The 12549-nt window shown below is 62.4% G+C and carries 9 protein-coding genes; 7 read left to right on the plus strand and 2 right to left on the minus strand.

The window, feature by feature from the left end; translation table 11 throughout:
* Nucleotides 1-71: 71 nt before the first annotated feature.
* The 6 genes from cpaB (at nt 72) to EKN06_RS10630 (ending at nt 6750) form a co-directional block, all read left to right on the plus strand.
* Entirely contained in the window at nt 72-1106 is a 1035-nt protein-coding gene (gene cpaB, locus EKN06_RS10605; RefSeq protein ID WP_127612883.1) for a Flp pilus assembly protein CpaB, read from the plus strand.
* 66 nt (nt 1107-1172) lie between these two features.
* Nucleotides 1173-2696, plus strand: coding sequence for a type II and III secretion system protein family protein (locus EKN06_RS10610; protein WP_127612884.1), 1524 nt, complete (start codon nt 1173-1175; stop codon nt 2694-2696).
* Nucleotides 2697-2712: 16 nt separating this feature from the next.
* Entirely contained in the window at nt 2713-3378 is a 666-nt protein-coding gene (locus tag EKN06_RS10615) for a CpaD family pilus assembly protein (RefSeq protein ID WP_127612885.1), read from the plus strand.
* 15 nt (nt 3379-3393) lie between these two features.
* Nucleotides 3394-4704 carry a CpaE/TadZ family protein gene (locus EKN06_RS10620; RefSeq protein ID WP_127612886.1) on the plus strand — a complete coding sequence of 437 codons (1311 nt, stop codon included), beginning with the start codon at nt 3394-3396 and terminating at the stop codon, nt 4702-4704.
* Nucleotides 4705-4757: 53 nt separating this feature from the next.
* Nucleotides 4758-5729: a type II secretion system F family protein gene (locus tag EKN06_RS10625; RefSeq protein WP_127612887.1), complete on the plus strand. Its 972-nt coding sequence runs from the start codon at nt 4758-4760 to the stop codon at nt 5727-5729.
* A gap of 19 nt (nt 5730-5748) precedes the next feature.
* On the plus strand, nt 5749-6750 hold the full coding sequence (locus tag EKN06_RS10630; RefSeq protein ID WP_127612888.1) for a type II secretion system F family protein: 1002 nt from the start codon (nt 5749-5751) through the stop codon (nt 6748-6750).
* A gap of 108 nt (nt 6751-6858) precedes the next feature.
* Here the strand turns inward: EKN06_RS10630 and EKN06_RS10635 are convergent, their stop codons facing one another.
* Nucleotides 6859-7311, minus strand: a complete 453-nt coding sequence (locus EKN06_RS10635; RefSeq protein ID WP_127612889.1) for a MarR family winged helix-turn-helix transcriptional regulator — start codon at nt 7309-7311, stop codon at nt 6859-6861.
* 471 nt (nt 7312-7782) lie between these two features.
* Here EKN06_RS10635 and EKN06_RS10640 point away from each other — a divergent pair, with 471 nt between their 5' ends.
* On the plus strand, nt 7783-10833 hold the full coding sequence (locus tag EKN06_RS10640) for a TonB-dependent receptor (protein ID WP_127612890.1): 3051 nt from the start codon (nt 7783-7785) through the stop codon (nt 10831-10833).
* A gap of 121 nt (nt 10834-10954) precedes the next feature.
* Here the strand turns inward: EKN06_RS10640 and EKN06_RS10645 are convergent, their stop codons facing one another.
* Entirely contained in the window at nt 10955-12484 is a 1530-nt protein-coding gene (locus EKN06_RS10645; protein ID WP_127612891.1) for a tryptophan halogenase family protein, read from the minus strand.
* Nucleotides 12485-12549: the final 65 nt, after the last annotated feature.

Here is a 12549-nt window from a genome sequence, read left to right on the forward strand (position 1 = left end):
GCCGGACATAGCGGTGATCCAAGAATCGGAAATGGGACGCCGGGATGCACACGACGAAGGGGCCTTGAGCCATGGACAAGAAGAAGCTGATATTGCTGATGGTAGCGCTGTTCGTCGCGGTGGGAACCGCGCTGATGGCCCGTTCCATGTTCGCCGGCAATGCGACCCCTACCGTCGCGGCTGCCAACAAGACGCCCGAAGGTCCCCGGGTGCTGATCGCCACGCGCAAGCTGCCGATCGGCACGATCATCACGGCCGACGCGCTGCAGTTCAAACTCTGGCCCGAAGAAATGGTGCAGGACGCCTATTTCGTCGAAGGCCAGGCCGACATGAGCCAGCTGCTTGGCACCGTGTCGCGCTTTCCCATCACCGCGGGCCAGCCCGTGACGCAGGGCGCGCTGGTAAAGCCGGGTGACCGCGGCTTCCTTGCCGCTGCGCTTGGCCCCGGCATGCGCGCCGTCACCATCCCCGTTTCGGCCAAGACCGCCGTCGCCGGCTTCATCTTCCCGGGCGACCGCGTCGATCTCCTGCTGACGCAAAGCGTGAGCGGCGGGACGGAAGGCGAACCGTTCAGCGCCACCGAAACCGTGCTGCGCAACTTGCGCATCCTCGCCACCGACCAGCGCACCGATAGCGAAGTCGTGGACGGCAAGACGGTGGTCTCGCGCACCAGCCTCGTCACCATCGAAGCCACGCCGCGAATCGCCGAAAAGGTTGCCGTCGCCCAGAAGCTCGGTTCGCTGAGCCTGGCGCTGCGCCCGCTTGCCGACACCCGCGCCGAACTCGACAACGCGATCGCCAAAGGCGAAGTCGTCGTCCCCGAAGGCGCCAGCGCCGACGAGGAGGAGGAAATCCTTCGTCTCGCCATGAACCAGCCGCAGGAAGGTCGCTCTACGTTCCAGACCGGTGGCGACGTTTCGCGCTTCCAGTCGCGCTTCTCGAACGGCGGATCGCGTGCTCCGGCAGCGGCGCCTAGGTCGGCGGCACCCGCCTTCATGGGTGGCGATACCGGCAACACCGCCCGCACCGCACCGGCCATGCCGAGCGGCCCCACCGTCCGGATCACGCGCGGCACGAGCATGCAAGCCGTGTCGGTGGCCCGCTAAGGCCGCCCTGCGAACAAGGACCGGACGACCATGAACAAGATCATTCATTCCCAGGGGGGAACCAAGATGAAACGCACGTTCGCGAGCATCGCCTTCGCCGCCACCGCACTGGCGTCGATCGGCATGGCCGGGATCTCCGGCACCGCGGCGGCCCAGACGATGGCCAAGCCGACCAACGAAGTGGTCGTGTCGATCGGCACCGGGCAGCTGGTCAATGTCAGTGGCCGCATGGCCGACATCTTCATCGCCGACGAATCGATCGCCGACGTGCAGGTGAAGTCAACCAACCAGGTCTTCGTACTCGGCAAGAAGCCCGGTGAAACGACGCTTTACGCCAGCGACGCCGGTGGCAACATCGTGTGGTCGTCGGTCATCCGGGTCGGCAACAACCTGTCCAGCATCGACCAGATGCTCGACCTGGCGATGCCCGAAGCGCGTATCCAGACCGCGACGATGAACAACACCGTCCTCTTGACCGGCACCGTTGCCGCCCCCGAAGACGCAGCCGAAGCCGAACGGCTCGTATCGGCTTTCGTCGGCGCGGAAACCAACGTCATCAGCCGCCTGCGCCTCGCCACCCCGCTGCAGGTCAACCTGCGCGTCCGTTTTGCGGAAGTCAGCCGTTCGCTGGTCCGCGTGCTGGGCGCCACCGTCAACACTTATGACAGCACCAGCGGCTTCAAATTCGGCGTGGCCCAAGGCCGCACCGACTTCCTGCCCAAGTGGACTGTCGACGGCGACCTGTTCGTTGGCGGCACCGCGACCGGCGCGAATTCCAGTCTGATCAAGCAGAACGCACCGGCAACCACGCTGGGCGGCCTTGGCAAGTTCCTCGGCCTCGACCTTGCCGCCGCGCTCGACGTTGGCGAAACCTCGGGCCTCGTCACCACCATTTCGGAACCCAACCTCACCGCGCTGTCGGGCGAAACCGCGGATTTCCTGGCGGGCGGCGAATATCCCATCCCGGTCAGCTCGGGCCTCGGTTCGACCTCGATCGAATACAAGAAGTTCGGCGTGAGCCTGTCCTACACCCCGACGGTGCTCGCCAATGGCCGCATCTCGCTGCGCGTCCGTCCCGAAGTGTCGGAACTGTCGAGCCAGGGCGCGGTCGTCGTCAGCGGCTTCCAGATCCCCTCGCTCACCGTGCGGCGCGCCGAAACGACGATCGAGCTGGGTTCGGGCCAGAGCTTCATGATCGCGGGCCTTTTGCAGAACAACTGGAACAGCGCCATCGACAAGACGCCGGGTGTTGCCGACATCCCGATCCTGGGCAATCTGTTCCGCTCGAACAACTTCCGCAAGGGCGAGACCGAACTGGTCATCGTGGTGACGCCGTACCTGGTGAAGCCGGTTGACGATGCCGACATCGTGCTGCCGACCGACGGCCTGCGCGCGCCCGGCGAGTTCGAGCGTCTCTTGCTCAACAAGAACACCGACGGCGTAACCGGCGCCCGCAGACCGATGCCCAGCGCGACGCAGGACATTGTTTCGCCCGGCATCAGCGCGGCCACGCCGCAATCCGCCAACCCGGCCGACAAGCCGGTCCGTAGCGCCGACGCGGGCGGTTCCGCCCCCGGCTTCTCGTTCTGATCGAAGGACAATGGTGATGACCTTGCACACTGACAAACGGTTCACCCGGACGGTCCGCCCGCTGGCCCTCGCGCTGGTCGCGACGATCGGCCTCTCGGCCTGCGCCGGCGGCGTGGCAACCAATCGTTCGCTCTATTCCGACAACCAGCCGGTCGTCAGCCGCACGAACTACGTGTTCGACGTGCAGACCAGCGCTTCGGGCATCCCGACCAGCGAACAGCGCCGGCTGACGGACTGGTTCGACGCACTCGATCTCGGCTATGGCGACAAGGTTTCGGTCGATGCGCGAAGCCTCAGCATCGCCGCTCGCGACGATCTGGCCGAACTGGCGGACAACGAAGGTTTTCTGCTCAACACCACGTCGCCTGTAATCGACGGCGTTGTCGCACCGGGCGTCGCCCGCGTGGTGGTGACCCGTTCGGTCGCCAGCGTGCCGAACTGCCCCAATTGGAGCGCGCAGTCCGATTCGAACCCGAACAATGCCACCAGCCCCGGTTACGGGTGCGCGATCAACGGCAATCTCGCCGCGATGATCGCCGATCCTGAAGACCTTCTGCGCGGTCAGCGCGGATCGGGCGAAACCGTCGTGATGAGTTCGACCAAAGCCATCGAGGCCTACCGCGAAGCGAAGACCACCGGCGAAGGCAACAAGGTCAACGAAGTCGCGTCTGACTCCAAATAAGCGAGGATGAAACCGATGAATGCTCCCTGGACACCTGGCGTCGGCATGTCGGCCCAAAGCGATCGCGACAGTTTCGCCGCGTTTCTTTGCGACGAAGCGTCGATGGACGTGGTTCGCAACGCAGCCTCCGAACTCGGGCTGTCGCACGAAAAATGCAACAAGGGCGGCCTGCGCAATGCAGTCCAGACCCTCTCGGTATCGGCCAGCCCGTCGATCCTGCTGGTCGACCTATCCGAATGCGGCGACCCGCTGGGCGACATCAACGCGCTGGCCGAAGTCTGCGAACCCGGCACGGTCGTCATCGCGATCGGCCAGGTCAACGACGTGCGCCTTTACCGCGACCTGACCGCCAGCGGCATCCAGGATTACCTCCTGAAACCGCTGACCGAAGATGCCGTGCGCGATGCCCTGATCCAGGCTCAGACCGTGTTCAGCGCCCCGCGTTCGTCGGGCGACACCAGCGGCGCCCGCGATCACGTGATGACCGCGGTCGTCGGCACCCGTGGCGGCGTCGGCGCATCGACCATCGCGACGTCGATGGCGTGGCTGTTCAGCACAGAACACAAGTTGCCGACCGCCCTGCTCGACCTCGACGTGCATTTCGGCACCGGCGCCCTGACGATGGATCTCGAACCGGGCCGCGGCCTGACCGATGCCATCGACAATCCTTCGCGCATCGACGGATTGTTCATCGAACGCGCGATGGTTCGCGCCAACGACCACTTGTCGGTGCTGTCGGCCGAAGCGCCGATCCACACGCCGCTGATGACCGATGGCTCAGCGTTCGTGCAGCTTGAGGACGAGTTCCGGCAGGCCTTCGACATGACCGTCGTCGACTTGCCGCGCAACATGCTCATCAACTTCCCGCATATCCTGAACGGCGCGGACGTGTTCGTGCTCGCCACGGAACTGACGCTGGCTTCGGCGCGCGATGCGATCCGCATCCTGTCATGGGCGTCCAGCCATGCCGAACACGTTCGCCCGATCATCGTGGCAAACCGTGTTGCGCAAGGCACGGGCGAGATCAGCCGCGCCGACTTCGAAGCATCGATCGAACGCAAGATCGACTATGTGATCCCCGCCGACGTCAAGGCCGCGACCCATGCAGCCAAGCTGGGTCAGGTCATGGTCGAAGCGAGCCGGGGCAGCAAGGCGTCGATGGTGCTGCGCGAACTCAGCCGCGAAATCGTGTCGAGCGGCGGCGAAACCGTCGTCGGCACAGGTTCGGGCAAGGGCAAGACAGGCGGCAAGGGCAAGGCGGACAAGGGATCGCTGATGAACAAGTTCGACCTGCGCTCGATGCTCGGCTCCAAGCAGAAAGCCTGAGCCAAGGCGCGGGAAGACCGGGTCATTTGACGGAACACTGAAGGACGCAAACGATGGATATGGCGCAAATCGGCATTATCGCCCTCGGCATGTTCGCGATCATGTTCATCGCCTACATCATGATCTACGGATCGTCGGCGAGCAGGACGCAGAACAAGCGCCTTCAGCAGATCCGCTTCCGGCATTCCGAAAACGGCGAAGCGAAGGTCGAAGCCCAGTTCAAGAAGGCGGTCGCCGCGCGCCGGGTGAAAACCCACATGGTCGCAGGCTCGGATTCGAAGATGGCGGCGCTCGCGCTGCGGCTTCAGCGGACGGGCAAGGACGTCACCATCAACCAGTACATCTATGCCTCCGTCGGCATAGCCGCGCTGACCGCGATCCCGATCATGCTGATGTTCAGCGCACCGCTGCTGGGCCTGATGGTCGGGGCGATGTTGGGCGCGGGTGTGCCGCACATGGCAGTCAAGTATCTGATCGCCAAGCGGATCAAGAAGTTCAACACCAAGTTCCCCGACGCCATCGAACTGCTGGTTCGCGGCCTGCGCTCCGGCCTTCCGGTCACAGAAACCATGAGCGTGGTGGCAAGCGAAGTGCCGGGCCCGGTTGGCGAGGAATTCAAGGCGGTCGTCGATCGCGTCAAGGTAGGCAAGTCGCTCGACGATTCGCTGCAGGATACATCGGACAAGCTCGACCTGCCCGAATTCAAGTTCTTCTGCATCAGCCTGGCCATCCAGCGCGAAACCGGCGGCAACTTGGCCGAAACGCTCTCGAACCTGGCCAAGGTGCTGCGCGAACGCATGCAGATGAAGCTGAAGATCCGGGCGATGAGCTCCGAAGCCAAGGCGTCGGCCTATATCGTCGGCGCGCTGCCCTTCATCGTGTTCACCATGGTGTACATGCTCAACCCCAAATACCTCGGCGGTTTCTTCACCGACGACCGGTTGATCGTGACCGGGCTTGGCGGCCTGGTGTGGATGAGCCTTGGCGGGTTCGTCATGTACAAAATGGTCAGTTTCGAGATCTGAGCGGGAAAGGGCACAGGCAATGATCAACAATCCCGCAGGTCCAACGCTTCTCGGCTTCGACGTCATCCTCGTCGGAACCCTGCTCGCCGGCATCGCCGCACTTGCCGCGATGATGGCAGTCTATGCTGCTGTCACCGTCCGCGACCCGATGGCCAAGCGCGTGAAGTCGCTGGCCGCAAGGCGCGAAGACCTAAAGGCCGGATTGATGGGCACGATCAACGTGCGCCGCTCGATCCGCCGCAAGACCGACGTCACGAACAAGATCCGCGACATCCTCGGCTCGTTGAAGATGTTGCAGGATTCGCAGCTGGCCACGATCGAACAGAAACTGACGCAGGCCGGCATCCGCCGCAAGGAACTGGCCTATATCGTCGTGGCGGCGCGCCCGGTCCTGATGATCACTTTCGGCCTGTTGGCCGCGACCATGATCTATTGGACCGACATGTACCCCGGATGGGGCAGCATCCGTCGCTTCAACACTTTCGCCGCGATCCTGATCTTCGGTTACAAGGGGCCGGACATCTGGCTCAAGAACGTGATCGGCAAGCGCACGACGGCAATCCGCAAGGGCCTGCCCGATGCGCTCGACCTGTTGGTGATCTGCGCCGAAGCCGGCCTGACCGTCGACGCCGCCTTCGGTCGCGTGTCAAAGGAACTGGGCCGCGCCTATCCCGAACTCGCCGACGAATTCGCCCTGACCTCGATCGAACTGTCGTTCCTGTCCGAACGCAAGCAGGCGTTCGACAACCTCGCCTATCGCGTTGATCTCGAAGCGGTGAAGGGCGTGACGACGACGATGGTGCAAACCGAACGTTACGGCACGCCGCTCGCCAGCGCGCTGCGCGTGCTTTCGGCCGAATTCCGCAACCAACGCATGATGCGGGCCGAGGAAAAGGCGGCTCGCCTGCCTGCGATCATGACCGTGCCGTTGATCCTGTTCATCCTGCCGGTGCTGTTCATCGTGATCCTGGGTCCTGCGGCCTGCGCCATCTCCGACACCTTCCTCAACCGGAAGTCGTAGGCGGCGTCAGCACAACGAAAAAGGCGGCGGGGATCACGTCCCCGCCGCCTTTTTGTTATGACCGCCGTATTTGTCGCGCCGGCGTCGCGGGCCACCCGTGCGAGACGTTCAATTCATGTCGGTGGCACGGACCTGTGCGAACAGCTTGTCGAGGATGCGGCGCAGGCTGCGCTGTTCCGCCGCGGTCAGGCATTCGACCAGCCGTTCTTCCAGGCTGAGCCCAAGCGGCATGATCTGGCTGTGCATTTCGCGCCCCGATTCGGTGAGTTCGAGCAGATGCGAGCGGCCATCGCTGTCATTCGGGCTTCGTGCGACCAGCCCGCGATCCGCCAGGACCTTGCACGCGCGATTGACGGCGACCTTGTCCATGAACGTGGCACTGACCAGCTGGCGCTGGGTCAAAGCGCCGACATCGCCCAGCACGGCCATCACGCGCCATTCGGGGACGTTGACCCCAAATCGCGTCTTGTAATCCGCTGCAATGCGCGCGCTGACAGCGTTTGAGGTTACTGAAAGGCGATAGGGCAGAAAGTCTGCCAGACGGGGTTTTACTGGGGCCATAATCCCGCCTGATACGCAAATGATCGCTATCCGCCAACCAAAAGTAACAACCAGAATGCCATGTTGTCGAAATACCACATTTAGTTACCGAGCCGGGCTAAACGCAGGATTACATGCCGCCCCCTCGTTTCATGGGAAACCGACTCCGTTGCAGTGGAAACCTGAGCCTGCGCTTGACCGGAGTTTAAGGGCTTAGAGAATATGGAAATAACGCGCATTTTACACAATTGTCAGCGCGCCGGGTCCGGCAGAAGTTTGTGCAAGCGCGAACGCCAGTCCGTCCGCCAAATTTTGTGATGATTAAGCAACAGTCGGTCCATAATATTCTCAAATGAGACTATCTGCTTTTGCATTAACCGGTCCGATGTTGGATGCCACTTCTATTCCCGGCGTTCCCCTGAAGCGCGTGCGGGAAAATATCCCGGCTTTTGGGAAGAGGTCGGGATCAGAAATGCAAAGGGACTGCATCACATGAAACTCAACACCATTCGCAAGCGTGCGCTAGAGGCGAGCTCCGCCCTTAACGTGCTCGCTCTGGTCGGCGCCGGCGTATTCGCGTCAGTCGCTCTGCCGACTGTCGCCTCGGCGCAGGACGTTACCGCAGGTTCGCTCTCGGGCACCGTCACCGACGATTCGGGCAACCCGGTATCGGGCGCTGCGATTTCCGTCGAATCCAGCGAACGCGGCTTTTCGCGGACCACCACCACGAACGCTAACGGCAACTTCTCGCTGTCGCAGCTTCCGATCGGCAACTATGCCGTGACGATCACCGCTCCCGGCTACCAGACGACACGCAGCGAAAACGTTGGCGTGAACCTGGGCGGTTCGAACTACAATTTCCCCGTCTCTGCCGTCGTGACCGAAGGTGACGTGATTGTCGTGACCGGTCGCGCCGTGCGTACGGTCGACTTCTCGGGCACCGCCACCGGCGCTGTCTTCAACGTCCAGAACGTTGTCGAGAACATTCCGGTCCCCCGCAACATCGAAGCCATCCAGCTGCTCACCCCCGGCGTGACCTCGGGCGATTCGGCATTCGGTGGCGTTTCGATCTCCGGTTCGTCGGTTGCCGAAAACGTTTATTACATCAACGGCATGAACATCACGAACTTCCGTACCTTCGTGGGCGGAACGACGGTGCCGTTCGAGTTCTATGACCAGGTGCAGGTGAAGACCGGCGGCTACCAGGCCGAATTCGGTCGCAACACCGGTGGTGCGGTTATCGCCCTGACCCGTTCGGGCGGCAACGAATTCCATGGCGGCTTCAACGCCAGCTACATTCCGGATTCGACCCGCGAAACCGTTCCCAACACCTATTCGCAGAACAACTCGCTCGACAAGCGCACGCAGATCGAAGGCAACCTCTGGCTGTCCGGCCCGATCCTCGCCGACCGCCTGTTCTTCTTCGGCTTCTTCAACCCGCGCCATTTCACGCAGTCCGACACGGCGCGCGTCGAAGATCAGGATGAGCAAGGCAACCTGCTCGGGACGTACACCGACACTACCTTGACTAGCCGCAAGACCAACGATCCGTTCTACGGCGGTAAGCTCGACCTGAACTTGTTCGACGGTCACCGCGTTGAAGCCACCTACTTCAACGACAGCCAGGACGAAATCGTCAATCAGACCGTTCTGGATACCGGCGAATCGACGCGGACCACCAACTTTGCCGGTGGTTCGAACATGATCTTCAAGTACACCGGTGCCTTCACCGACTGGCTGACCCTCTCGGCTCTCTACGGCAAGTCGAAGTTCGACCAGACCTCGCAGGGTGACGCTGACACGGTTCCCTACGTTCTCGACGGACGCAGCGGATCGCTTGTCTATCAGGCCGGTAACCCCGCTGGCGTTATCGACACCGGTCGCGACACGCGCGAAAACTATCGTGTCGATGCCGACATCAGCTTCGACATGCTGGGCTCGCACAATGTGCGCATGGGCTTCGACCGCGAAAACCTGACCGCCATCAACACCACGCAGTACTCGGGTGGCACCTACTATCGGTATTACCGTTCGGGTGCCAACGGCGCGCAGGGTGGCCTGATCGATCCGAACACGGACTATGTCCGCGTTCGCGATCTCCAATCGGGTGGCGAATTCGGATCGAAGAACACCGCGTTCTACATCCAGGACGACTGGGACGTAACCGACCAGATCAACCTGTCGCTCGGCGTTCGTAACGACAAGTTCGAAAACTCCGACGGTAACGGCAACACCTTCACCACGCTGAAGAACCAGTGGCAGCCGCGCATCGGCATCAACTTCGACCCCACCGGTGAGAAGCGTGCCCGTCTGTCTGCCTTCTACGGTCGTTATTACATCCCCGTTGCAGCAAACACGAACATCCGCCTTGCGGGTGCCGAGTTCTTCACCGAGGATTATTACACGCTTCCGGTCGACGGCAACGGCAACTACAACGGCAGCCTCGTCAATCCGACGCTGGGTACCAAGGTCGTGGCGAACATCCTGGGCGACGGCGAAGTCGTTCCGGCTTCGACGCTCGTTTCCAAGAACCTGAGCCCGCAGTACCTCGACGAATTCATCGTCGGCGGCGAATACAACGTGTCGTCGTTGGTCAAGCTCTCGGCCAACTTCACCTATCGTAAGCTGGGTGCGGTTCTCGAAGACGTCGACTTCGACGGTTCGGGTTCGTACAACTCGATCACCGAAGCGTACTGCGCCACGCAGACTCTCGAGTGGTGCTCGCCTGACGCAGTTCCTTCCTTCGGCAGCGGCGGTTACGTCCTGTTGAACCCGGGCAAGGACCTGATCGTCGATGCGGTCGACGAAAACGGCGAACTGCACGAGTTGACGATCCCGAACTCGTTCTTCAATCTGCCTAAGGCCAAGCGCAACTACTACGCGGCCGAGTTCAAGATGGAGCGTGCATTCGACGGCATCTGGGGCCTCAACGCCTCCTATGTCTGGGCACGTTCGAAGGGCAACTACGAAGGCGGCGTGAAATCGGACAACGGTCAGGACGATACCGGCCTGACGCAGGACTTCGACGAACTCGGCTGGATGGACGGTGCCAGTGGCTACCTTCCCAACCACCGTACGCACACCTTCAAGGTGTTCGGCAACGTCAAGCCGGTCGACAACTTCAACCTCGGCTTCAACGCGATCGTTCAATCGCCCCGCAAGTTCGGTTGCGTCGGCACCTACCCGGTGGGTGACGGTCGCGCCACGGACGATCTTGCCGCTTCGTGGTACTGCAACGCGCAGATCGAAGCCGGTAACGTCGAAGGCACGCTCAACGAGCCGGTTGGCCGTGGCAACGTGTTCGACAGTGACTGGACCAAGCGTATCGATCTGAGCGCCGCCTACACGATCCCGTTCCCGTCGACCGACGGTGGCGTGACCTTGCGGATGGATGTGTTCAACGTCTTCAACTTCAAGAGCAAGCTCGACTTCAACGAGTTCGGCGACCTCGACGATCAGGACGTGATCAACCCTTACTACCAGCGCGTTACGTCGTTCCAGACGGGCCGCTACTTCCGCTTTGGCATCTCCGGCCAGTTCTAAGAACCGGTCGCGATCCACGCGAAATTCGGGGGCGGTGCGAAAGCACCGCCCCCTTTTTCATGGCTGCAATGAACGTGCGGTAGTCCCATCGCGCACCGTCATCCGGTGCCGAGGGGACGGCTCAGCGGCGGAAGGAATCGAGCAATTCGCGGTGCCCCGGCAGCGCGTTGATCGCCCGGCGATGCGTGTCGTCGATGGTCTGGCGCAATTGCGCCCATTCGCCGGGATCAAGCGTCCGCTCGGGCCGCAATTCGCCACCCTTGTAGAAACCCTTGCCAAACAGCGCGGCGAGATAGGTGTTGTGGTCGAAGTAGTTGGTCGGCTGCACGTCCGCCTGCACCGGCAGCGCATGGCGCCAGATCGCGAGGTTCTCGGCCAGCCGTTCGGGCAGCTTCGGTTCTGTCCGCTGCGCGCGCCAGTATGCCGTGTCGGCGCGATTGGACAGGTGGTAGTGGAGCGCGATGTATTCCACCACTTCGTCGTAAAGCGCGGCGGTCCGCTGGTTGTAGCGATCGGCCAGCGACTGGGGAAAATCGCTCGTCGGAAAATAGTTCATCAGCCATTTGAGCGAGGTTTCGACCGTATAGATCGCCGAAGCCTCAAGCGGTTCGACAAAGCCCGAACTCAGCCCCATCGCGATGCAGTTGCCGACCCAGTTGCGACTGGCCCGGCCGATCCGCATCGGGATGATGCGCATCCGCTCGGCCAGCTTGGGATCGCCCAGATGCGCGGCAAATTCCACTCGCGCATCGTCGTCGCTGATGAACCGGCTGGAATAGACGTAACCGTTGCCGGTACGGTGATAGAGCGGCACGCGAAACGCCCAGCCGTGACCCAGCGCGGTGGCGCGGGTGGCCGGTTCGATCTCACCCATGGCCGGCCAGTCGAGCTGGATCACGGCCGCCCGATCGTTGAGCAGGGTCTGCGAATAATCGACGTGCCCGATGCCGAGCGCCTTCTTCAGGATGACGCCGGCAAAGCCCGTGGCGTCGATCACCAGCTCGACCGGATGGCGGCCGCCCTTCGCAAGCAAAAGACTGTCCACGAAACCGTCTTCGCGCAGCGCCACGTCGACCACGTCATCGGCGACATGGACAACGCCGCGATGCAGCGCGACCTTCTTCAACAGCCCGGCATAACGGCTTGCGTCGGTGTGATAGGCATAGCGCAGCACCGCTTCGAAATCGCCCTGCCCGATCCGGCGCGGCCCCCTGGTCCGTTCGATCGCATCGCGGCACGGCGATATCGTCGCGGCGTAATCAGGCGCATCGCCAAACGGCTTGCCTGCCAGTTCAAATCGTTCGAATTCGTACCCTGCGGTCAGGTAACCGATGAAGGGATTGACCCATGACATCGGCTGCCCGCGCGCGCCGACGTCCCAATTAAGGAAATAACCGGCCAGCTTGAAGGTGGCATCGGTCTCGACCATGAACGCGCGTTCGGGAACGCCAAGCGTTTTCAGCGTCTCGGGCGCGGCGGGCGACAGCGATTCGCCCACTCCGATGATCGGGATCGTCGGCGATTCGACGACCGTGATCGTCATCTTTCCGGATGTGATTCCCGGTTCGAAACGCGTGGCGAGGAACGCGGCGGCCAACCAACCGGTCGTACCCCCGCCGACGATGGTGATGCTGGTAATCGGTGCAGGCATGCCCCATGCCTCGACTATCGCACCTACGCTGTCAATCGGGGCCGATCGCTGCCGCAACCGGCCCC

Origin of the sequence: Croceicoccus ponticola, from assembly GCF_004004515.1 — a bacterium.
In the GTDB taxonomy this organism is placed as follows: Bacteria; Pseudomonadota; Alphaproteobacteria; order Sphingomonadales; family Sphingomonadaceae; genus Croceicoccus; species Croceicoccus ponticola.

Excerpts from the sequence above, each read along its gene's own strand:
- EKN06_RS10625 (WP_127612887.1), top strand. The coding sequence starts at position 4,758 with ATGGATATGGCGCAAATCGGCATTATCGCCCTCGGCATGTTCGCGATC.
- EKN06_RS10640 (WP_127612890.1), top strand. The coding sequence starts at position 7,783 with ATGAAACTCAACACCATTCGCAAGCGTGCGCTAGAGGCGAGCTCCGCC.
- EKN06_RS10620 (WP_127612886.1), top strand. The coding sequence starts at position 3,394 with ATGAATGCTCCCTGGACACCTGGCGTCGGCATGTCGGCCCAAAGCGAT.
- EKN06_RS10615 (WP_127612885.1), top strand. The coding sequence starts at position 2,713 with ATGACCTTGCACACTGACAAACGGTTCACCCGGACGGTCCGCCCGCTG.
- EKN06_RS10645 (WP_127612891.1), bottom strand. The coding sequence starts at position 12,484 with ATGCCTGCACCGATTACCAGCATCACCATCGTCGGCGGGGGTACGACC.
- EKN06_RS10635 (WP_127612889.1), bottom strand. The coding sequence starts at position 7,311 with ATGGCCCCAGTAAAACCCCGTCTGGCAGACTTTCTGCCCTATCGCCTT.
- EKN06_RS10610 (WP_127612884.1), top strand. The coding sequence starts at position 1,173 with ATGAAACGCACGTTCGCGAGCATCGCCTTCGCCGCCACCGCACTGGCG.
- cpaB (WP_127612883.1), top strand. The coding sequence starts at position 72 with ATGGACAAGAAGAAGCTGATATTGCTGATGGTAGCGCTGTTCGTCGCG.
- EKN06_RS10630 (WP_127612888.1), top strand. The coding sequence starts at position 5,749 with ATGATCAACAATCCCGCAGGTCCAACGCTTCTCGGCTTCGACGTCATC.